Origin of the sequence: Marinobacter sp. ST-43, assembly GCF_030541085.1 — a bacterium.
In the GTDB taxonomy this organism is placed as follows: domain Bacteria; phylum Pseudomonadota; class Gammaproteobacteria; order Pseudomonadales; family Oleiphilaceae; genus Marinobacter; species Marinobacter nauticus.
The window spans coordinates 23,916-44,607 of the sequence record NZ_JASSVO010000015.1; the positions used below are offsets into that span (position 1 = coordinate 23,916).

The 20,692-nt window shown below is 57.8% G+C and carries 18 protein-coding genes; 8 read left to right on the plus strand and 10 right to left on the minus strand.

The features are described from left to right. Positions 1–140 precede the first annotated feature (140 nt). Complete coding sequence (locus QPL98_RS15300) at positions 141–584, plus strand: fibronectin type III domain-containing protein (RefSeq protein WP_153741581.1); 444 nt, start codon at positions 141–143, stop codon at positions 582–584. Positions 585–598: 14 nt separating this feature from the next. Here QPL98_RS15300 and QPL98_RS15305 read toward each other — a convergent pair whose 3' ends face one another. The 4 genes from QPL98_RS15305 to QPL98_RS15320 all read right to left on the minus strand — a co-directional run bounded on the left by QPL98_RS15305 (position 599) and on the right by QPL98_RS15320 (position 7,821). After that, positions 599–3,163, minus strand: coding sequence for a CHASE2 domain-containing protein (locus QPL98_RS15305; RefSeq protein ID WP_303293566.1), 2,565 nt, complete (start codon positions 3,161–3,163; stop codon positions 599–601). Positions 3,164–3,184: 21 nt separating this feature from the next. Beyond that, positions 3,185–4,831 (minus strand): FecR domain-containing protein, encoded by a 1,647-nt coding sequence (locus QPL98_RS15310; RefSeq protein ID WP_303293567.1) that lies wholly within the window; start codon positions 4,829–4,831, stop codon positions 3,185–3,187. Further along, entirely contained in the window at positions 4,812–5,540 is a 729-nt protein-coding gene (locus QPL98_RS15315) for a response regulator transcription factor (protein WP_023008796.1), read from the minus strand. The genes QPL98_RS15310 and QPL98_RS15315 overlap by 20 nt, the downstream gene beginning before the upstream one ends. Positions 5,541–5,652: 112 nt before the next feature. After that, a complete protein-coding gene (locus QPL98_RS15320; protein ID WP_303293568.1) occupies positions 5,653–7,821 on the minus strand; it encodes a DNA topoisomerase III in 2,169 nt (722 codons plus the stop codon). Between the two features lie 146 nt (positions 7,822–7,967). On the opposite strand from QPL98_RS15320, the gene QPL98_RS15325 reads away from it, so the two are divergent. Both QPL98_RS15325 and QPL98_RS15330 read left to right on the plus strand, forming a co-directional pair. After that, on the plus strand, positions 7,968–8,324 hold the full coding sequence (locus QPL98_RS15325; RefSeq protein ID WP_286895810.1) for a BolA family transcriptional regulator: 357 nt from the start codon (positions 7,968–7,970) through the stop codon (positions 8,322–8,324). Beyond that, positions 8,321–8,944 carry an L-threonylcarbamoyladenylate synthase gene (locus tag QPL98_RS15330; RefSeq protein WP_011785986.1) on the plus strand — a complete coding sequence of 208 codons (624 nt, stop codon included), beginning with the start codon at positions 8,321–8,323 and terminating at the stop codon, positions 8,942–8,944. The genes QPL98_RS15325 and QPL98_RS15330 overlap by 4 nt, the downstream gene beginning before the upstream one ends. Before the next feature lie 25 nt (positions 8,945–8,969). On the opposite strand, the gene QPL98_RS15335 is transcribed toward QPL98_RS15330, so the two are convergent. Both QPL98_RS15335 and QPL98_RS15340 read right to left on the minus strand, forming a co-directional pair. Beyond that, positions 8,970–9,626 (minus strand): hypothetical protein, encoded by a 657-nt coding sequence (locus QPL98_RS15335; protein WP_303293569.1) that lies wholly within the window; start codon positions 9,624–9,626, stop codon positions 8,970–8,972. Between the two features lie 59 nt (positions 9,627–9,685). After that, complete coding sequence (locus QPL98_RS15340) at positions 9,686–9,871, minus strand: hypothetical protein (RefSeq protein WP_014421983.1); 186 nt, start codon at positions 9,869–9,871, stop codon at positions 9,686–9,688. Between the two features lie 19 nt (positions 9,872–9,890). On the opposite strand from QPL98_RS15340, the gene QPL98_RS15345 reads away from it, so the two are divergent. Further along, positions 9,891–11,507: a methyl-accepting chemotaxis protein gene (locus QPL98_RS15345; RefSeq protein ID WP_011785984.1), complete on the plus strand. Its 1,617-nt coding sequence runs from the start codon at positions 9,891–9,893 to the stop codon at positions 11,505–11,507. A gap of 22 nt (positions 11,508–11,529) precedes the next feature. On the opposite strand, the gene QPL98_RS15350 is transcribed toward QPL98_RS15345, so the two are convergent. From QPL98_RS15350 to QPL98_RS15360, 3 genes are read right to left on the minus strand one after another with little or no spacing between them, the layout of a single operon-like run. Next, positions 11,530–12,177, minus strand: a complete 648-nt coding sequence (locus tag QPL98_RS15350; RefSeq protein ID WP_014421981.1) for an MBL fold metallo-hydrolase — start codon at positions 12,175–12,177, stop codon at positions 11,530–11,532. Continuing rightward, a complete protein-coding gene (locus QPL98_RS15355) occupies positions 12,168–12,434 on the minus strand; it encodes a DUF2442 domain-containing protein (RefSeq protein WP_011785982.1) in 267 nt (88 codons plus the stop codon). The genes QPL98_RS15350 and QPL98_RS15355 overlap by 10 nt, the downstream gene beginning before the upstream one ends. Continuing rightward, positions 12,431–12,691 carry a DUF4160 domain-containing protein gene (locus QPL98_RS15360; RefSeq protein WP_022992877.1) on the minus strand — a complete coding sequence of 87 codons (261 nt, stop codon included), beginning with the start codon at positions 12,689–12,691 and terminating at the stop codon, positions 12,431–12,433. The genes QPL98_RS15355 and QPL98_RS15360 overlap by 4 nt, the downstream gene beginning before the upstream one ends. Positions 12,692–12,762: 71 nt before the next feature. Here QPL98_RS15360 and QPL98_RS15365 point away from each other — a divergent pair, with 71 nt between their 5' ends. Genes QPL98_RS15365 through QPL98_RS15380 form a run of 4 tightly spaced genes read left to right on the plus strand, consistent with a single transcriptional unit; the run spans position 12,763 to position 18,516 of the window. Further along, positions 12,763–13,545 (plus strand): Wadjet anti-phage system protein JetD domain-containing protein, encoded by a 783-nt coding sequence (locus tag QPL98_RS15365; protein ID WP_286715111.1) that lies wholly within the window; start codon positions 12,763–12,765, stop codon positions 13,543–13,545. Beyond that, positions 13,538–16,480, plus strand: a complete 2,943-nt coding sequence (locus QPL98_RS15370; protein ID WP_303293570.1) for a hypothetical protein — start codon at positions 13,538–13,540, stop codon at positions 16,478–16,480. Before QPL98_RS15365 ends, QPL98_RS15370 begins: the two co-directional genes overlap by 8 nt. Further along, entirely contained in the window at positions 16,473–17,900 is a 1,428-nt protein-coding gene (locus QPL98_RS15375) for a hypothetical protein (protein WP_303293571.1), read from the plus strand. Before QPL98_RS15370 ends, QPL98_RS15375 begins: the two co-directional genes overlap by 8 nt. Beyond that, on the plus strand, positions 17,893–18,516 hold the full coding sequence (locus QPL98_RS15380; protein WP_303293572.1) for a hypothetical protein: 624 nt from the start codon (positions 17,893–17,895) through the stop codon (positions 18,514–18,516). The genes QPL98_RS15375 and QPL98_RS15380 overlap by 8 nt, the downstream gene beginning before the upstream one ends. A 274-nt stretch (positions 18,517–18,790) precedes the next feature. Here the strand turns inward: QPL98_RS15380 and QPL98_RS15385 are convergent, their stop codons facing one another. Next, positions 18,791–20,635, minus strand: a complete 1,845-nt coding sequence (locus QPL98_RS15385) for a sensor domain-containing diguanylate cyclase (protein WP_303293573.1) — start codon at positions 20,633–20,635, stop codon at positions 18,791–18,793. Between the last annotated feature and the right edge of the window lie 57 nt (positions 20,636–20,692).

Genomic DNA, 20,692 nt, shown 5'->3' on the forward strand with positions numbered 1-20,692 from the left:
TTAATTCCGATTTCCGTCTTGCATTATGGTGACGGGAAAATGACGATTTTTTATCTTTAAAAATGACGTTTATCGCATCATCATTCGCGCCGATTTTATAGAATTTCACAAAATCGACGGAAATATGGTGGTGAATAACCTTGAAACGCGTCATTTATATGTCAAAGGCATGGATTGCCGCGTTGTTGGTAGGGATGGTGCTCGCGGGTTGCGGCGGCGGTGGTTCCGGCGGTAGTGAATCCGCCACTCAATCTGGCAGCCTAACCGATACCGGAAGTAGTGTTGGCAGTGCTCAGCCGGTTGCAGAGCGCTCTGCTGTATTGAGCTGGTCTGCGCCTATGACTCGTGTAAACGGTGAGTCGATCGCGATGGGAGAGCTGGACAGATACGTGATTCGTTACGGGCAGGATGCTGATGATCTGTCCAGAGAGATCACCGTAGATGGCGCCAGTGGTGAGGCAGAGATGTCCTATGTGGTCGATAACCTTGACGCTGGTACCTGGTATTTCACGATTCAGGTTCAGGACACTGCCGGTCTTCTGAGTGAGCCTTCTGAGCCGGTCAGCAAGACCATCCAGTCCTGAGCAGGCATGCCGGTTCAGAACATCGGGTCTGCGATTGGTAGCTTCAGGGTGAAAGTGGTGCCTTCGCCCGGCCGTGAGTCTACGCTGATCTCGCCTCGGTGTTTTTCCACCACCGTTTTAACGAATGAAAGCCCCAGGCCGGTCCCATGCGCTCCGGCTATCTCGCTGCGCTTCTGTCGATGATAGCGGTCGAACAGTAAGGGCAGCTCCTCCGGATCAATGCCATAGCCCTCGTCCGATATGGCCAGACAGGCCAGATGCGCTGCCTGATAGACGTGAACGCTGACTGCGGAGTCCGGGGGGCTGTATTGCACGGCGTTGGTCAAAAGATTGATGACGGCCCGTTCCAGAAGTTCGGCGTTGCCTTTCAGCCACAGATCTTCGGTACCGTTCAGCACGATCGAAATGCCTTTTTCCTGGGCCTGCTCGCACACACTGTCCCGAGCGTTCTCAACAATCGCCAGAAATTCGCATTCGTAGAACCGGGTTTCGGTCAGTTGCTCGGCGCGAGCCAGCTGCACAAACTCTTCGGCCAGATGATAGCTACGCCGTGCCAGCCGCCCCAACTGGTCGAGTTGGTTGGCGTCAATATGGCTGGGATCCCGTTTCAGTTGTTCAATCAGGGCCAACTGAGAGACCAGAGGTGAGCGAACATCGTGTGAGATGAAGTCGATCGCCTCACGATGCTGCCGTTGCTGCTCCCGGAGTTCGGAGATGTCTGAGATGTTGGCAATAATGCCAAACTGGCGACTGTTTTGCAGGGCAAAAGGTGCCAGGTGGATGAGAAAATCTTTACCGTTCAATGTCAGGTCTACGGTTCGGCTTTGTCTCAGGGTCAGCGCCTCTGAAATGGTTTCGAACCAGGGCGGTAAGTCCCGGGGGTCGTGGCCATCGAGTAGGGTGGCCAGGGGCATGCCACTGAGACTCGGCATAGGCTCGCAAAACCAGTCTTCAATGTGGCGGTTGGTAAACCGTATAACCCCTAATTCATCGGTCACGATGATGCCATCGGGCATGTGCTCGAAACTGTGGCGAATAAACGCCTGCATTTCAGCAAGCTTCTGGGTGGCAATGCGCACTTTCTCGATCCGGGCCGAAATGTTTTCCCGGGGGCCCTTCTGGCTTTCACTGTCTGTATGGGGTTCCAGCTCCAGCTGGTTCAGATAGCGCTGGATGACCTCCCGACTGAGATCGTTCGGCAGAGTCAGGCCGAGCAGGTAGCTGGTGCCGCCACGAATCAGCGTTATCCAGCTTTGGTTCTGCTGGTGTTCCCACCGTCCTGGCGTTTCCGTGGGCGGGGCCTGGGCAAGGGTCATTTCCTGTACTTCCAGCAGGTCATCCTCTGCGGCCAGCAGCCATCCGGGTGGGTGGAACAGCGCACGCAAGTGCATCAGCAGCTGGTGAGGATGCCGGTTCGAAGGTTCAGGCAGGGATAGCCGAGGCGTTTTGGTCATCTCGTCCAGTTGCCGGTTGAGAAAGCGATTGGTCATGGCAAGCCGGAGTGCGCTGGCAATGGGCATCGCGGCCATCGGCAGAATCAGGGCGTTCGCTACTGACAGCTGAACCCGGGCCCCTATCAGCAGCAACACGTAACCGGCTACCAGCCCTGCGGCAATGGTCGCACATGCCAGCAAGGTGGCAGCAGGGCGCAGGCGAGGCAAAAGCAGAGCTAGCAACAACAGTACGAGCAGGTTCAGTGCGGGTGCTGCCCAGGGCTCCGCCGGCACGATCAGTATATTCTGCTTGCTCGCGGAATAGACATTGGCATGGAATTCCACCCCGGACATTGGCCGGCTCAGACCGGAAAACGGCGTGGGCAGTATGTCGCCAAACCCCGCAGCGGTAGCGCCGACCAGGACGGTTTTGCCGGCAAACTCCTGCGGTGAGGGCGGGTGGCTCAGCACGCTCGCGTAGGAGTAGGTGGGTAAGGTGCCGGCCCCGCCTGCCAGGGGCACCAGCCGATAATCCTCCCGGACATTGATGTAGTTGGGCAATTGCGCCTGTGTCTGTGCCGGCATTGGCAGGTGCGCGGCCAGTGACAGGGTCGGCCATAACCGCCCGGCAAGGCCATTGTATAGATAGAGCCCGCGGGCGACGCCGTCTGTATCCAGCTCGATATGGGCATGCCCGATCGCCCCTGCGGCACGTGCCAGGCTGGGTGTGGGGAGTTGTTCACTGATCAGCCGCTCCCGGGTTGGAGCGGTAAGATAGGCTGGCAGAACAACGTTGCCATGGCGGGCCATGGCGCTAGCCAGTTCCTCATCGCCCGGCCCGGCTTCCGGAAACAGGATGTCGAGCACAATGGTTTCTGCGCCGGCTTGCCGCAAGGTGTCGATCAGCGAGGCATGAAGACTTCGGTCCCAGGGCCATCGGCCAACCTGTTCCAGGCTGAACTCATCAATGGCAATCATAGCCACGGAATCATCCACGGGCGCTGGCCAGGTTGTGATCGCCCTGTCATACATCCAGTCGTTGATTCGACTCGGCAGCTCAGTCGCCTGAATCAGTAGCAGGGTGGTGACGAGTAGCAGGCCCAAGGACCACGGTGTTGTTGTTATCGGTAACCAGTCCCTTCGCATCGGCCTTTTTGTCGTTGAAGGTTAGTCGAGATACAGCTCCCTGCCCGGGCCCCAGCGACTGGCTAGGGGGCCGTCAGAAAGCGCTTTGACGCGGACAAAATACCTTCTTCCGGGAATCAGGCGCAAGGCCGCTGTGGTATCGGCAATATCGGCTTCCTTGATGATATTGCGAAATGCCGGCTCTTCAGCCAGTTGCAGGCGGTAATCCGTGGCGGTGTCGATGTTTTCCCAGAAAACCCGAACCTGGCTGTCCAGATAGTTCACGCTGATAATCCGGACCGGCGGCAGCGTGCCATTAACAACAATCTTGCGTGGCTCGGAGGTAGCAACAGAGCTGCCTCCCGCTTCTGTGACGACACGCCAGTAATACTGACCGGGGCTCAGTGGGCGCGACGGAAGAGCACGGCTTTCTGGCGCCCACTCGCTGGTTGTTACCAACTGCCTGAAACTGTCATCCTCAGCGATCTCCACCCGGGCAACTTCGTTGGCACCATTGAGCTGCCAGCGGAACTCCGGCATGTCGTCATTCACGCTCTCGCCATCGGCCGGGGCGGTGAGATCGGGCTTTCTAGCCTGTAGGTCTACCTCAAGTTCGGCGGTGCCGGGCATTCCGGCGATACCACGCTGATCAACCGCGGCGAGTTGGATTTCGTAGCGGCCGTTGTCGAGTTGGGCGATGTCAAAACGGGTTCCGGCTATATCCCGGCTCTGCACCCAGGTGCCGGATGCCTGGTCAAAAATGTCCAGCCGGTAGGCCGGGTAACCGCCTGCCTGCCAGGTCAGTTCGGCCGGAAGCTGCGTGAGTACCGATGGCAAAGGGTTAATGGTTGGCGCCGGCGGAAGCTGTCGAATATTCAGGGCGCCTCCGTTGGCGGTGGAGACGCTCGCGCCATAGCCAGCTGGAATGCGACGGGTGTTGCCTGGCTGGCCGAAGTCCACCACGCCTTCGGTTACCTGCACGCTGCTGCCGTTGCTGCTGGCTTGCATGGTAAACACCGTACCCCGGACGGCGGCGACAGCGGATGGCGTCTCGATTTCGAAGCGGGCCCCGCCTTCAATGACCGGGCGAACCCGGGTGTGAATCTCACCTCGTTGCAGGCGAAGCCGGGTGTCGACCATGCCGGATTTGCCATATTGGGTTAGTCGATTGAACATGAGGCGGGAGTTGGGGGAGATCCGAAGTTCCGAGCCGTCGGCCAGTTCAATGGTTGCCGATCCCGCACCGGAGAGAATTTCGTCGCCAACCCGGACAATCGAATCTTCGGACAGAGGGAGTTTTCGCCCATCCATTCCGGAGATCTGTTGCACGTTGCCGGTGACCGCAATCACCCGGGCCGGTTCGGGCTGACGTTTCAGCCAGTTTACGGGAATGCGCAGGGTGTCCCCGGCGCCGAGTTTGGCGTTGCTGGCCAGGCCATTATGCTCCAGCAGTCGTTGCTGTGTGGTCTGCTGGGAAAGCAGCGTCTGGGTTATGCTCGCAACCGTATCACCCTGGCGTAAGGTATAAACCCACTCCGGGGCATTGTCCCGTTGTTGGCTGCCGGATACTGCAGAACCCCGTGTGATTGACAGCTCCGCGACCGTGGTCGCTGGCACCATGAACGCCAGTGCAAGGAAGGCCAGGGTTTTCAGGTGCTTGCTCAGAGCGTCAGGCATTTGCAGTGTCATCGTTCCGAATTTCGTTTGCGTCACCGGGCTTGATGGCTTCGAGCCGATAGCCTCGCTGGTAGATGGTCTTGATGCGAAATCCGTTTTCAGGGTTGAGCCCGAGCCTTCTGCGAAGGCGGCTCATATGCGTATCCACCGTGCGGGTATTGATGTCCCTGGTCAATCCCCACACCCGCTCCAGCAGCATTTCGCGGGTGAGCAGGCGGCCCTGGTTCTGGAACAGGAACAGGGTCAGGTCGAAGTCCTTGTCGGTGAGCGTCAGTGGCTCCCCGTGCAGGAGAATTATGCGTTGGTTGGTGTTGATCTCGAAGGGCCCGTAGACCAGAACCTCCTTTTCGATTTCCGGGTTGCTGCGGCGGGCCAGTGCATTGATGCGCGCGACCAGTTCAGCCGCTCGTGCCGGTTTGGCGATATAGTCGTCGGCGCCGGCATCCAGGGCACGAACGATGTCGGTTTCACTGTCACGCTGGGTCAGGAAAACGGCCGGCACAGGCCATTTCAGCTGTGCCCGGATGTTCTCGAGTACCTCAATTCCGGTCATGTCCGGGATCTGCCAGTCCAGAATGATCAGATCATAACTGCGGTGCAAAACGGCACCGAGAAACGATTGGCCGGTCGGAAAGCTGTCACAGTGATGTCCTTTCTCTGAAAGGATGGACTGGATGTGCTGCGCCTGTTCGTGTTCGTCTTCCAGCAGAGCAATGCGCATTAAGCCTGGCCCTCGATCGTGTTGCCTGGTTTATATACCGTAGCGCAGAGCCCTTGGTCAGACCCTGCAATGTCGGGGATTATCCCAAAAAATGAGTTCCCGTTCAGTATCGTTATGTAGAATTCCGTAAGTCCACCGCTGGCCGGCCGTTGTGATCACCAACTGTTTGTCGGCAGCCGGGGAAATTGCTGCAGCCCCAGAACCAGCCTTTTTTGCTTTTGCGCCGCACCAGGGGCGAGAAACAGTGGGGGCAGGGTACCGGTTTCTGGCTGGTTCCGTCCTCGGGTTGATGGTCCTCCAGGGGGCGGGTGCCCTTGCAGGCGGGGTACCGGGTGCAGGCAAAAAAAGCGCCGAACTTGCCCTCCCGTTCAACCATCGGCGCCCGGCATTTCGGGCAGTGAATGGCGGTGCCTGGTGTCTCTGTATTCGCCAAACCCGCAGCGGGCGCTTGCGCCATGAATCCGCGGATTTCATCTTTGAGGGATTCCAGAAACGCTCTTGGGTCCTCTTCGCCCCGGCGAACGCCCTCGAGAGTGGCCTCCCAGACAGCGGTGCGATCTGGCGTACGAATCGATTCCGGTAGCGCCGCGATCAGGGATTTCCCCTTGTCGGTGGCGCGGATAAAGCGTTTTTCCCGGACCAGGTAATCGCGGCGGAACAGCGTATCGATAATGGCTGCGCGAGTCGCTTCGGTGCCAAGGCCATCGGTTTCCCGCAGTGTTTTTCTCAGCTCGTTGTCAGCGACAAAGCGGGCAATATTGGTCATGGCCGATAGCAGTGTGGCATCGGTGAAGTGTTGCGGAGGCTGGGTTTTGCGCTCGCTGGCCAGGGCCCCACTGCAAAGCACCGGTTCATCTTTGTCCAGTCTGGGCAATGGTGCTTTTTCAGGCTCCTGCCCGGGTTCCCGCTTGCGGATTTCCAGCGTTTTCCAGCCTGGCTCGACGATGGCCGTCTCGGTGGCGCGAAAGCGATGTTCCTGAACAGCGACCGTTAGCCGGCCTTCCCGGTGCACGGCATCCGGTGCAAACTGCATCAGATAAAATCGGCTGATCAGATCGTAGATTTTCTGTTCGGCCGAAGACAGCTTGCCGTTTGGTGCGGGCCGCACTGTGGGAATGATTGCGTGGTGAGCATCCACTTTTTGGTCATTCCAGGCGGCAGAACGGCGTTCTGTCCCGGTTTTCTCGCAGAATCCGGACAAATCCGGGGCGACACGGGCGATGGCACGAATCACCGCCTCCCGTTGGCTGAAATGCTCCTCTGGCAGGTAGCGGCTGTCTGACCTTGGGTAGGTAATCAGTTGATGGCGTTCGTACAGGTTTTGGGCGGTGTCGAGCACGTCTTTCGCGCCCATCCGGTATAGTCGTCCAGCCTCTATCTGGAGTGCAGACAGCGACAGAGGTAACGGCGGCGGTTCCGGGCGATCGCGAAACCGGGCTTCATCAATTCTGCCGGGTCGGCCGCTGATGGCGGAGACAATCTGCTCGGCTACCGACTTGTCCAGCAACCGGTTTTCTTCATCCAGATGATCCTGAAATTCGTCACCGGGTAACCAGCGAGCAATGAACGGTCGCTGGTCGGCCTCCGGCTCGCTGGCCTGGAAGGTGGCTTCGACCCGGTACCAGGGCCTGGGCTGGAAGTGTTCGATGGTGTTGTCGCGATCCACTACCAGGCCAAGCACCGGTGTTTGCACCCGGCCCACGGAGTAGACACCCTGTTCACCCTGGGTTTGATAGCTGAGGGTATAGAATCGGGTGAGATTGATGCCGTAGAGCCAGTCGGCCCGTTGTCTCGCCAGCGCAGAATGGGACAGTGGACGGAATTCCCGGTTGTCTCTGGGGTTTTGGATGGCGCGGGCTACCGCCTTGGGGGTGAGGTCGTTAATCAGCACCCGTTTCACCGGTGCCTTGGTCCCGAGGTAGCGCAGGACTTCGTCGACCAGTAGCTGGCCTTCACGGTCGGGGTCGCCGGCGTGGGTAATCAGGTCGGCCTTTCGGACCAGGGCTTCAAGCACTTTGAATTGCAGGCGCACGCTGTCTTTCGGCACCAGTTGCCAGGGCTCCGGGAACATGGGCAGGTCTTCGATGCGCCATTTCTTCCAGGCCGGGTTGTAGCGGGCCGGCTCGGCGGGCTCCAGCAGGTGGCCAATGCACCAGCTTACCGTGGCAGCATCCGGCCCTTTACCGCACCGTATCCAGCCCTGGCCTTTTTCGTGGGGGCCGGGAAGTGCGGCGGCGATGGCTCGGGCCAGGCTTGGCTTTTCAGCGATGTACAGGTGCATGGGTATCTGGGGGTTGGTTGCTGGCAGGGGAATGTGTCGCTTTGGGGCTTTTGTGTCAAGGGCTTCGGGGTTCCGCGGCGTACTGTAGTAGACTGGTTAAACAACAGGTCGGTGCATTGATGCTTAAAGTCCGGAGTAAGTGAGTTATGAAAGTACAGAAAAGCATAGAGGAGAAGCTGGCCAATGGCTTTGATGCCAGCCTGATTTCGGTGGAAAACGAGAGCCATATGCATTCGGTGCCACCCAATTCTGAAACCCATTTCAAGGTAACGCTGGTGTCGGCGGATTTTGAGGGCCAGATGAAAGTGCGGCGTCATCAGGCGATCTACAAGGTTCTGGCTGATGAACTGGCGGGCCCGGTGCATGCTCTGGCGTTGCATCTGTATACACCGGAAGAGTGGCAGGCCAGTGGTCAGGCGTCTCCGGATTCACCCAACTGTATGGGTGGCTCGAAAGGCGATTCGGCAATGGACAAGAAGCTTCAACAAGGAGCTAATGGATGAGCCAGTTTTTTCAGATTCACCCGGAAACGCCGCAAAAGCGTCTGATCAAGCAGGCGGTGGAGATTTTGCGCAAGGGTGGGGTGATTGTCTATCCCACAGATTCAGGCTACGCACTGGGCTGTCACCTTGGTGACAAGCAGGCGGCAGACCGTATCAAGCGGATTCGGCGCCTGGACGACAAGCACAACTTCACCCTGGTGTGTCGTGACCTGTCAGACATCGGGGTTTATGCCAAGGTTGACAATACCCAGTACCGGTTATTAAAGAATTTCACGCCGGGCCCGTACACCTTTATTCTGGACGCGACCAGCGAGGTGCCTCGCCGGTTGCTGCATCCCAAACGGCGGTCTATCGGCATCCGGGTTCCGGACAACGAGATTGTTCGGGAATTGCTGGGTGAGCTGGGTGAGCCGATTATGAGCAGCACTTTGATTCTGCCGGGTGAAACCGAGCCGTTGACCGATCCTTACGATATTCGCGAGACCCTCGGGCATGAGCTTGATCTGATTATTGATGGCGGCTTCTGCGGTATGGAGGCTACCACGGTGGTCAACTTTACCGGTGATGTGCCTGAAGTTACGCGGGTGGGTAAGGGTGATCCGGCCCCGTTTCAGGTTTGATCTGATTAGCAGTTACCCCCGGGCTTCAGGCCCGGGTATTCAGGCTGAAGGCGTAGCGTTGCTGCGCTGTGATACCCGTCTCGGCGGGTGTGGCGGTGCGGCGAAGGCTGTCATAACGGTGGATGACATCTTGCAGTCCATTGAACTGCTGGTTTTCGCTGAGCAGTGAATCCAGCAGGGAATTGTTCACGCCATAAGCCTGATTGAGCTTGAGCGCATTATCCATGAAGTGCAGGGTGGGTTCGGTCACGCTCAAGCGGCTTAACGCCTCACCAAATCCCCGGTTGTTGTTGAGATCCTGTTGTATCCTCTCCCGCACCTGGTCGGGAATTTTGCCGTCCAGCTGAATGCTGCCTTGCTCGGTTTTGCTCACGCTCAGCGCCGTTGCCGGGTGTACGTTGTATTCGGCAAGTTTGTGCCGCAAGGTTTCACGAACGTAGGACAGGTCCTGGGCAACCGTCTGCTTGTACTGGGTCAGTGGCAATTGCCGGGTTTTCTGACTGGCCGAGTTGCGCTCCTGCCACTGTGGCGGCGTGAAGCGGTCGTCGGTGCTGCTCTGGGGCTCGCCTGTGGCGGCGCCTTCATTGCTTTTACCGGCGGGTACGTCAGTGCGCGGCGCACGGTTGTCCATGGCTTGCTGAAAGCGCGTGCTGGCCTGTAACAGTGATGTCAGCAATGACATGGTTGCCTCCCCTGAACGGAAAATCTCTGCCGGATATCACGGAATTAGTCCGTGATGCATCAGGCTTTGCAGGTTTCGGGCCAATCTGCCTTGCCTTCTGGTTTGAGTGTGCCGGGACGAATGTAAAACATTGCAAGGAATGACATAGCGGGCGCGTCCGGATGATCTGCGTCATAAAAAAATTGATGCATATCTATAAAGTTATGCGCCAATTCGCCGTCATTACTCTTGGATGTCCAGATCATCTTCCGTTGTCGGGGTCACATGAAAAAACAATACTCAATCCGTTTCCTGTTATTGGCAGCACTGGCTGCGGCTTTCACCGTCATTCTCGTGTTTACGGTTGTTTACAGCGCGCAGTCCCAGCGAGCCCACCTCGAAGAGTACAGTCACAAATACGTGGATGGTCTGGCAAAGTCCTTTTTCGATGGCCTGAACACCATGATGGTGACGGGCACCATTAATAACCGTGATGTTCTGCGCGAGAAGGTGATGGCTCCCGAGGACGTACTGGATGTTCGGGTGATCCGCAGCGATCAGCTGAATGCCATGTACGGTGCTGGGAATGCTGCCGAACAACGCCGTGAGCCGCTGGACATGAAAGCGCTGGATGGTGAACGGGTAGAGCACTATTCGGAGAACGACGCGGGTCGTGTCTACACGTTGATCGAGCCGGTTATTGCCAGCGAAAACTATCAGGGCGTGAACTGCCTCGGCTGTCACCAGGCCCAGGAAGGCGACGTGCTTGGCGCTATTCGGGTCGACTATTCTTTGGCGGAGAGCGACGCGCGCCTGCAGCAGCAGTTGATGGTGAGTGGCGGTATCCAGATTCTGATCTTTGTGGTTATTTTCATACTGACTACCGTAGTGTTGGGGCGCCTGGTGTTTTCCCGCTTACGTCGGCTACACGACCGAATGGATGAAATCTCCCGCAATTCGGATCTCTCCATAGAGCTGGAGGTAACCCGAAACGATGAGATTGGTTCGGTCTCTCGTGCGTTCAATCGGATGGTCGCCAAGATCCGCGCCAGCATGCATACGGTGATGGACAACGCAGAACAGGTTGAAGCGGCGGCCCGCACCATTGCCGGTAAGGCAGAGACCACCGAGCAGGAAGTGCTGGCCCAGAAAGACAATACCGACCAGGTGGCCAGTGCCACCACCGAGATGGCCGCTTCCGCGGTGCAGGTTCGAGAGAACGCGGTGACTACCGCACGGAAATCGGCCGATACCACCAAATCGGCAGAAACCGGAGAGCATCTGGCTAGAAATGCGGTTCAGGGTATTGAATCTCTGAACGCGGAAGTCCAGAACGGTGCGCAGCGTATTGAGCAGTTGGATCAGCGGACAACGGAAATGGCCTCACGGCTGGAGCTGATTTCCGAGATTGCCGACCAGACCAACCTGTTGGCCTTGAACGCGGCGATTGAAGCGGCCAGAGCTGGTGAGCAGGGCCGGGGATTTGCCGTGGTCGCAGACGAAGTCCGGGCGCTTGCCTCGCGCACTCAGGCGTCCACTGAGGAGATTCGCCAAACCATTGAGGGGCTGAAAAAAGAGGTGGTGGATTGTGTCGGTACCATGCGCCATGCCTCGGAACTTGCCCAGCATCAGGTGGATTCAATTCTGAAAGTGGAAACCGAGCTGCAAACCATTGCTGCAGCGGTGCGTGAAATCACGGGGCTGAATGAGGAAATGGAGAGTGCGGCTAACGAGCAGAGCGAAGTGTCGGACTCCATCAATCAGAACGTGATTGAAATCAGCCGCTCTGCCGAGCAGACCTCCAGCGATGCCCAGGAGACCGCGCGAATTGCAGGGGATCTGCTGGCCATGGCGGAAACCCTGCGCAAAACCATCGAGCAGTTCCGCCTGTCCCAGAGCTGAAATGGGCGATATACCGGGGCACTCAGCCCCGGTGATCAGACACAAACGGATTGGTGGCGCGTTCCTGGCCAAACGTAGACATGGGGCCGTGGCCACAGATAAAGCTAACGTCATCCCCGAGCGGGAACAGCTTTTCCCGGATAGAGTGAATCAGGGTGTTGTAATCGCCTTTCGGGAAATCCGTGCGGCCAATGGAACCATTGAACAGCACGTCACCCACCTGGGCCAGTTTTGAGCCTCGATGGAAAAACACCACATGGCCAGGGGTGTGGCCCGGCGTGTGCAGTACTTCCAGGGTTTCATTGCCAACGGTCACTGTATCCCCGTCTTCCAGCCATCGATTGGGCGTGAACACCTCCGGCGCCGGAAACCCGAACATCTGTGCCTGCATGGCCAGGCCCTGAATCCAGAAGTTGTCGTCCTTGTGCGGGCCTTCAATGGGCAGCCCCGCTGATTTGGCTAGCTCCGCCGTGCCGCCGGCGTGATCTATGTGGGCGTGGGTGAGAAGGATCTTTTCCAGAATCACGCCTTCGTCCTCGGCTGCCGCCAGAATGCGATCCAGGTCCCCGCCAGGGTCGACCACCGCTGCTTTGTGGGTTTCGGTACACCAGAGCAGGGTGCAGTTTTGTTCAAAGGGTGTGACGGGTACGATCTTGTACTTCAGCGACATACTGTTCCAGTTTGTTCAGATTTGATTTTGCGGTAGAGAGCATCCGGGGCAATGTCTGCTTCGTTGGGCCAGCAGATGGCTCCGAACTCATCAACTTTTGCTTGAGCAAAGAATGCCGGGTCTTTCAGGGGCTCGAACATCGGGCCAAACAAACGATCTGCAAGGCTGATCTCGCCGTGAGTACCATCATCGAAGGTGACGGCCAGTACGTAATCGGCCTTGGCTTCCACATGGGTGACTCTGGGCATGCTGTTCATTCCAATGGCTCTATCTTCTTCAGTGGCTGGTGCAGCTCGGCAAGGCGCCAGTCTGCGATAAGGTCCTGCCGGTGTTCAAAGGCCCATTCGATAACCATCGCTTTGGCTCTTTTGGGCAGTTTGCCCTCAACAATCTCCAGCGTTTCGATCAGAATGATGGCCTCGTGTTCCCCATAATAAGCGTGAAAATGGGGAGGATTATGGTCATCGTAATACATCCGTATCAGAATGCCGAAGAATTCACTGATGGTTGGCATGGGCCCTCCGTGGCTCATAAGGTGTCATATTTTGGTAGACCGATAATAACAATCTGCGGACAGGTGAGCTATTGAAGAACTACCTCCAGAAAATCCTTCAGGGCCAGGCGATTAACTACGAGGCCTTTCTGAAGAAGCTGCCGGATTCCCAGCGTCGGCGGCATCGGGAGCTGTTCGCAACGGAGAAGGTTGGCGCCAATCGCTGGGAGGTAACCATTCTTGATGAAGCTGCGTTTGCGGAGTTACATCGACAGGCCGCTTCACCCGTTAGCAGAGTAGATGCGGCGAAGAAGGGCGATTCCCACCGCCACGGCACCGATGTGAGTTTTCTGCTGGTATATCATCACGCCCTTACAGGCAACCGGCCGGATTCGGTGGTGATTACCGGAGATGCGGTGGATATCGGTTTTCGGCCAGCGCCTCGGGTGCTGGTGGTGGAGAATGAGCGAAATTTCTATTACTACCGACAGATGCTGGCCTTTGCCGGTGACTGCCTGGGCCAGGCAGTTGATCTCACAAACAGCGATGTCGTGCTCGGTGGCGGCAATCGGATTACCGGTACTGCGGATTTGAACTGGCTGACCGGTTACGATGAGGTGCTCTGCGCCTTTGATTACGATGCCGGCGGCCTGCAGATGTTTTCATCGGTGCGATCGGCACTGGGCGACAAGGCCTGCTTTCTGCAGCCGGCTGACTGGCAACCTTGGCTGAGCCGATTCCGCAAAACCCCGGACTCCACCGAAAGGTTTACAAAAGCCCTGTCGCTGGCGGAAGATCTGGGGTTTGTGTCGTTGGCGCAGGCCTTCCGGGCCACCAGTAAATTCATGGAACAGGAGATGATTCTGGATGAGTGATTCACAGGCGAGCGCGAGTACGTTCACCTTCGGCATTCGCCGCCTGGTGCTGGTGGATTCCGCCGGCTTCTGTTACGTGGAAATTCCAGTGGACAACCACGGCCTGATTCTTGGGCCGGGCAACCTGGGCAAATCCAGCTTGCTGAACTCCCTGCGCCTGTTCCTGTTGCCGGAGAACAATTTCAAGAACAGCCGCAAGAAATTTGCCTTCCGCAACGCCAGCGCCGGCAGCTTCTACACCAACGAAGAAAGCTTCCAGCACTACTTCCCCAGCCAGTTCAGCTTCCTGATTATGGAAGCGGAAAACCCGGCGGGCAGCCATTGCCAGATCCTGTATCGCGACAACGCCAGCCAGCTTAGCTACGGCCGGGCCTTTGTTCCGGTCAGTTACGACCAGTTACGACCTTTGTTCTGGAACGGCGACGATGAAGATGGCATTGGCCAGGCGGTGCCGGAGCTGTCGTTCAGCCGGCTGTCGGAGGCGCTCAAGAAACGCTCCAAAGACACCAGGCTGGTCAACGACCCGGCCAAACTCAAATCCATGCTTTACAGCAGCGAGCTGATGAACGCCGACGCGGTGCGTTATTCCGTGCTGCCCTTGGGCGAGTCGGACGAACGCCGGGTGCAATCCCTGCGCACCCTGATTCTGCTGCTGTTCGAGATGAAGGCGGACGATCAGGCCATGGCCAACGCCGTGGCCAGCATTATCGAAGCGGACAAGAAGTTTGCTGACGATGCCTTTGACTTCAACATCGACGATTTCCTCAATCGCCACGATCAGCTCAAGCAGCAGCAAAGCCAGCTCAACCGTATCGAGAAAGAGCGACACCGGTTTGAGAAGCTGAACCGCGACTACCAGGCCTATCAGACCTTACTACGCAGTCAGCACGACTTTGCCGCCTTCCGGGACGGGGTGACCAACGCCCTGGCCGATATTGCGGCCAAACGCCGGGTGGCGCTTGAGGCTTTCAACGATCAGAACGACACCCTGCGCCACGTGTTGCAAACCCTGAAAAAACTGGAGCAGGAGGCCAGCGGCCTGAAGGGCGAGATTCGCTCCGCCGATCGGCGTATCAAGCAGGCCGAACAGAGCCAGAAAGACGGTGAGCTGCTGATCTCGCAGTATGGCGACATGACCCTGCAGGAAATTGCAGAGATCCAGACAGAGGAGCTGGAAAGCAAGAAAGGCCATCTTGCTGCCCTGAAAAGCGCCGCCCACGCGGAAATCCGACTGGAGCAGATTCAGCGCAAAAAGCAGGATCTGGAGCGCAAGCTGGAAACCCTGAAAGACCGGGAAAGCAAACAGCAGTGGCAGCTGCAGAACCAGCTGGACGAGACCACTGCTGCGCCGTTACGGGCGGTTGATCCCCGGCTGATGATGGCGAGCCCCGGCCAGGATCTGGATGCCGATAGCAAAGCCACCATTGAAGCCTTCGCTCGCCTGTTTGCGCCCAACGATCGCGGCTTTGACTGGTTTGATACTGAATACCAGAGCCAGCCTGCCCGGCACACCAACTTTGCCGAGCAACGCCATCATATTGAAGGTGAACTTCATGGTCTGGAGAAAGAACGCTCAGAGCTGGCCGACACCGCCAATCAGGAACACGACCGACCTCAGCTGATCGAGCGCACGGAGAAAGAAATCCGGTCTATCGAGAAAGACCTGGAAACGCTGCAGCGCTACCCTGCGGCAGCCACCACCCTGAAAGACGCCACCGAAGAAAAACAGGCCGCCGAAGAACAGCTTGCCAAACTGAACGAACAGGCCCGGCTGGAGCAGGAAAAACAGGACGCGGTTCAGGCGAAAGCCGCGAAAGCGAAAGCCGAGAAAGATCGCATTGAAGAACGGGAGCGGGAGCTGGCGGCCTTGAGCAAGAGCGTTGGCACCGTGGAGCACCGCTTCCCGCACCTGAAGGCCGTGCAGGCGGAACAGCCGCTGGACATTGAGCGCGTATCGGCTGCCGCCTTCGACGAGTTGCAAAGCCAGCTGGACGACCTGGAAGAGCGCCGCCGCAATATCCTCGACCACCTGCGCCAGTTTGTGTACCTGGGTATCCATGAAGATACCGAAGGTGAATTGCAGAAAGACAGCCCGGCATCGTCTGTTATCCGAAGCACGTTCAAGAGCCTTTCAGACCTGTTCGCCGGCATGGCCGAGCGCTGGAGTGTGCTGGAGCAGCAGGTTGGCATCCATAATGAAACCGTCGCCAGCTACCGCCAGGCCCTGAAATCCAACCACGAGCACATTGCCCGATTCGAAGCCCAGCTTAACCGGGAGCTGGACGGCGTGCGCATCAACGATCTGGTGGAAATCCGGGTGGACATCCACACCGACCCGAAATTCCGCAATCTGGTGGAAGAAGCCAACAACATCGACCCTTACGGCAACCAGTTGCAGTCCGACGCCTTCTACGACCGCCTTAGGGTGTTTGTAGCCGACTTTTTCGGGGAGCAGGGCGGCAGCAAACGCCTGACCATGGACAAAGTCATCACCGGGATTTCCTACCGCACCCGCAAGGAAAACGCCGCCAACCTGGACAAGAAAGGCCAGTCCACCTCCACCACCGCCCTGATCAACCTGGAGCTGGTGTACCGGCTGCTCAAGAGGGTGCTGTACCCGGGCGTGCAGCTGTCCTTCCCGATGGTGCTGGATGAGCTGGCCAGCGTGGATATCAGCCAGATGCCGTCGCTGCTGGAGCGGTTGCGTAAGCAGGGTTTCAACCTGTTTTCCGCGGCGACCCACAGCGCCAGCGCCGAAGTGATCTACCTGATCGGCCGGCACCTGGAAGTAGGGCAGATGCGCACCGCGCGGCCCTACAGCAAGGAACGCACTCTGGTGTTCTGGGGCGGCGCGGAAGGCTTTACCAACGGCGAATCTCTGAGCCACTGGGCCGACCACACCCAGAACAGCCTTCTGGAGCCGGTGGATGAGTAAACGCTTCAGCACCCTGGACACCACCCGGCTGCTGTTCGAGCACCCGAAAATCCTGTTCCGGATGATCGAACGCATGGACCGGAACGAAGCCCGGTATATCCGTGAAAGTGATCTGGTGGCCGAGGTGATGGACTACACCCGTAGCTTGGGCAATGCGGACAGGGAGCGGGTGCGGCTGGCGATGAACACCGACAATCTGTTCCGCAGCGGCCTGGTCATAGACATTATCAAGGCCGATGGCGAGCGCCGGCTGGTGTTTCAGGATGCCCTGATCAACCTGATGCGGGCCTGTAACGCCTCGCTCTACCAGGAGCTTACTGACGCCCGCCTGCGGGGCCATCTGGTGACCCTTCGGGATGTACGCAACCGCCTGGAAACCAGCAGCTTCAGCGAGGCCGACCCGGATTACACCGAACTTCGGGATGACCTGAACGAGCGGGTCAGCCAGCTGATCGGCCTGCTGCGCCAGAACGTGCTGCGCATGCAGACCATTAGCGCCCAGCTGGCCGACCTGTCCGGCGACGCCAGCCGGGCGCCGGAGAAATACCTGGAGTTTCGCCAGAATCTGTTCGAGCAGATCGTTACGCTGTACGAGCGCCATATCAAACCCACGCTGGTGTTCCTGAACCCGGACACCCGGCTGCCTGACGGCAGCAATCTGTTCGAAACCCTGGAATCCATGGTGCGGCTGCTGGAAAGCCACGACGACCACAGCCTGGCGGACCAGCTGTTTCGTTCCTCTATCAGCCTGAATGCTCTGTACAAGCCCATTCAGGCGGTGGCCCAGGAGGTGGAACACTTCCTGCGCAAGACCCGCCGGGGCATGGCCCAGTACAATGCCATGGAGCATTTCTACGGCAAGCTGCGTGCGCTCAAAGACGACACCGAAACCCTCAGCCTGCGCCGCAAATGGCTCGAAGGAGGCGACTTTGCCCGCAGCACCGGCTTCCTGGTGGGCCTGCGGGCACAGCAGCGGCCCAAGCATTATGCCTTTGGCCAGTCGTCGTGCTACTACCAGTTGTTGTTCAGCGAACTGGAGCTGCGCCTGAGCGATCTGCGCCGCCAATCCGAAGTGCCGGTACTGCAGGAAGTGGCCGGAAGCGGCCGCGAAAGCCGGGTAGACCTTCAGCGCATCAACCAATTGTATCAATGGCTGGAAACCCTGGAATTGCGGCCCACGGCGGATCTTGTGCGGGAGCTTCACGGCCGGCTGGATGGCTTCATCCCGGGCTACCGTTTTGCGGACCTGCTGGCAGCCCTGAACCGGCTGGTCAATTCGCCGCCGGAGGGTATGCAGGTGACAACCACTAACCGTTTCCGCACCCTGGAACAGGCGCCGGACTGTGAACAGTTTGTGTACCGCAAACGACGCCTTGAAACCATTACGACTGATACAGAACAAGAGCCAGACCATGCCTGATTTCGTGGAAACCCGGGATACAGAGAGCACCCTGAACGAGCAGGGCGCGACCAGCTTCGAGCAGATCCTGCCGGCTCACAGTGCCGCCATCTACCGGGAGTTCCAGGCTGGCCGGGTGATTGTCCGGGATGTGTGGGACAACAACCGCTCGGAACTTCGTGCCAACCCCCTCTACAACCTGCTGTATAACCACCTGTCTCACTTCCGTACTTTCTATGAGCATCTGGGTAGCGACCTGGTGTTCAATGAAACCGGCGCCTTTTTCTTCCTGAAAGAGAGCAGTGACGACGAAAGCGAAGAGCACGATGAAAACGCTTTCCGGGTGCAGGTGGTATTGCTTCTGATCGGCCGCTACTTTGCCCGAAGCGGCAGAGATCTGGATTATCTGGGGCGCCCTGAAGCTGGTTTAAACGAGCAGGATCTGGCAAATCTGGGGGCGGATGAGGAGTATCAGGACATCCTTCGGGCCGCCCGTTTCGAGAAAGGGTTGAGCGAAGCGCTGGATTACCTGGAAAAACGGAACCTGCTGTTTCGCTCCGGGGCAGGGCGCTATTTCCTCAGCTCCGCCGGTATTTACTTTTTAAACCAGCTGGTGCAGGAGTACGAGCAGAGTTAGTGTCCCGTCTGGCTAATTCCTTAACCTACTGAGCTTCTGAAAAGCCGAAGAGCTAGGCGTGCTGGTGAAGGTTTGGTGGTTCCAAATCGAGCCAGCAGAACGACGTTCTTCGGCTTTTCAGAAGCTCCCGGAGGGCTTGTCTCTGAGGACTCTGAGCCCTGTGTTGCCAGTCCTTGATGTGGAACCACCACATCTACAGACTGGCGCCTTGGTCAGAGTCCTCAGAGGCAAGCAGTAGATTAAGGAATTAGCCAGACGGGACACTCGCTGCCGCTCAGGCAAACGCCAGGTTGTTCCTGCCGCTGGTTTTCACGGAATACATGGCCTTGTCGGCGGTGGCCAGTAGTTGCTCAGCGGTCTGGCCGTTGTCCGGGTACAAGGCGATTCCCACCGAGGCACCAATGTGCACAGTCTGGCCCTGAATGTGAAACGGCTCATTCAGCACCTGGATCATTTTGCGAGCAATGGGTTGGGCATCGGCATCGTTGGTTAATGGCCCGGTTATGATCACGAACTCATCCCCACCCCGGCGCCCCACCACATCATTGGCCCGGATACTGTGCTTGAGCCTTCTCGCGACATTCCGTAGCAGCTCATCGCCAGCCTGGTGGCCCATGGTGTCGTTTACCGGTTTGAATTTGTCCAGATCCAGGAACATCAGGGCGAAGTGATGATGCTGGCGTCGTGCCTGCTCGATGGCTTGTTCCAGGTGGGTTTCCAGGGCCGTGCGATTTGGCAGGCCAGTGAGTTTGTCGAAATGTGCCAGCCGGAACATCTGCTTTTCTGCCTGTACCCGTGCGGTAATATCGCTGAAGGTAAGAATCAGTTGCTGGATCTGTCCCCGGGCATTGCGCACCGGCGAAACCGTCAGCAGATTGGGAAACGGATCATTATCGGGCCCGGTCAGCCAGACCTCGCCTTGCCAGGCATTTTCCGCGACCAGATGCCGGTGGATCTCTTCCCGGTCTATCTCCTTGCATCTATCACTGTCCATAAATGCCAGCAGGTTAGTATTGCGAAGTGTCTTGGGTGTTGCGCCGGTAATCTCGTTGAAGGCCGGGTTAGCACGAATAACCTGTAAACCGGTGTCGCAAATCACGATGGCTTCGTGGGTGTGGTTAAAGACCTGCTGGGCCAGCCGAAGTTCATCGGTAGACCGGGCAATCTGGGAGGCCTGGTTGACCAGTGCATGCACAACGGGCATCAGTGAACGCCAGACCATTGTGCCGGCAAGGGCGGAGAGCATGAGTATCAGCACAACACTGATAACAATGTCTTCGATCACTTTACCGAACACACTGGAAGTCCTGACGTTCATATGGATTTCCCAGCCATACCCTTCCACGAGTCGTATGAATGCCAGAACACGGGTGCCGTCTGGAAGCGAAGCCCGGAAAAAGTCGAGGTCTGGTTTGTAATCGATACCCTCCTGTTCGGCCAGGCAACCATTGGGTGTTGTCAGTTGAAACTGATGACTGCCCTCGGTCCAGATCAGTCGCCGCGTTCTCTCGACATCAAGCAGGCACAGACTGGAGTCCGCATCCACGCGAAAGATGGGAATCAGTGGGGAGAGTTCGAACAGCAGAAGATCATAGCCAACGATCTGTTCATCCTCGCGTATCGCAGCGATGACGTGCAGTAACGGCCTCGCTTCGTTATTTACCCCTACCGGGTAGGACTGGATATCAAGCCCGGATGGCATAGGCAGGTCAGCGGGAAGTTGATCGTCCAGAGGCCCGACGCGCACAACTTCGGCGCCACTGGCATCAAACCGGACGATGGCGGCAAGGTTGTCGATGTTTTTTGCGGCATCGTCAAGCCTGGGGCGAGAAAAGGTCCGCAAGTCAGCGAGTGCCAGGTTTCCCCTGTTGTATTCGACCATAACCCGCGCGAGCTCAGAGCGACTGGCGGTTTGTCGCGCCAGATCCTGATGCTGATCGAATACCGCCCGAACGCTCTCGGCCTTGGCATCGGCCACCAGGCTCGCAGTGTCTGCGGCCTGGGTATGGATCTGATTGATCAGGGGGGTGGAGACCACCACGGCAATACTGATTCCAGTGAGAACAACTGCAACGATGGCAGTGGTGATAATGCGGCGTTTCTGCTCGAAGATATCCATAGGTGCCGTCGGACGAAAGCGAGGTTATAAGGACATGGTATCCGTTTTTTGCAACGG

Bases quoted from the DNA above. Each gene is read 5' to 3' on its own strand.
- QPL98_RS15310 (WP_303293567.1), bottom strand. From the start codon at position 4,831: ATGACACTGCAAATGCCTGACGCTCTGAGCAAGCACCTGAAAACCCTG.
- QPL98_RS15320 (WP_303293568.1), bottom strand. From the start codon at position 7,821: ATGCACCTGTACATCGCTGAAAAGCCAAGCCTGGCCCGAGCCATCGCC.
- QPL98_RS15360 (WP_022992877.1), bottom strand. From the start codon at position 12,691: ATGCCAACCATCAGTGAATTCTTCGGCATTCTGATACGGATGTATTAC.
- QPL98_RS15340 (WP_014421983.1), bottom strand. From the start codon at position 9,871: ATGATCTGGACATCCAAGAGTAATGACGGCGAATTGGCGCATAACTTT.
- QPL98_RS15350 (WP_014421981.1), bottom strand. From the start codon at position 12,177: ATGTCGCTGAAGTACAAGATCGTACCCGTCACACCCTTTGAACAAAAC.
- QPL98_RS15335 (WP_303293569.1), bottom strand. From the start codon at position 9,626: ATGTCATTGCTGACATCACTGTTACAGGCCAGCACGCGCTTTCAGCAA.
- QPL98_RS15315 (WP_023008796.1), bottom strand. From the start codon at position 5,540: ATGCGCATTGCTCTGCTGGAAGACGAACACGAACAGGCGCAGCACATC.
- QPL98_RS15345 (WP_011785984.1), top strand. From the start codon at position 9,891: ATGAAAAAACAATACTCAATCCGTTTCCTGTTATTGGCAGCACTGGCT.
- QPL98_RS15305 (WP_303293566.1), bottom strand. From the start codon at position 3,163: ATGCGAAGGGACTGGTTACCGATAACAACAACACCGTGGTCCTTGGGC.
- QPL98_RS15380 (WP_303293572.1), top strand. From the start codon at position 17,893: ATGCCTGATTTCGTGGAAACCCGGGATACAGAGAGCACCCTGAACGAG.
- QPL98_RS15355 (WP_011785982.1), bottom strand. From the start codon at position 12,434: ATGAACAGCATGCCCAGAGTCACCCATGTGGAAGCCAAGGCCGATTAC.
- QPL98_RS15385 (WP_303293573.1), bottom strand. From the start codon at position 20,635: ATGGATATCTTCGAGCAGAAACGCCGCATTATCACCACTGCCATCGTT.
- QPL98_RS15370 (WP_303293570.1), top strand. From the start codon at position 13,538: ATGAGTGATTCACAGGCGAGCGCGAGTACGTTCACCTTCGGCATTCGC.
- QPL98_RS15330 (WP_011785986.1), top strand. From the start codon at position 8,321: ATGAGCCAGTTTTTTCAGATTCACCCGGAAACGCCGCAAAAGCGTCTG.
- QPL98_RS15375 (WP_303293571.1), top strand. From the start codon at position 16,473: ATGAGTAAACGCTTCAGCACCCTGGACACCACCCGGCTGCTGTTCGAG.
- QPL98_RS15325 (WP_286895810.1), top strand. From the start codon at position 7,968: ATGAAAGTACAGAAAAGCATAGAGGAGAAGCTGGCCAATGGCTTTGAT.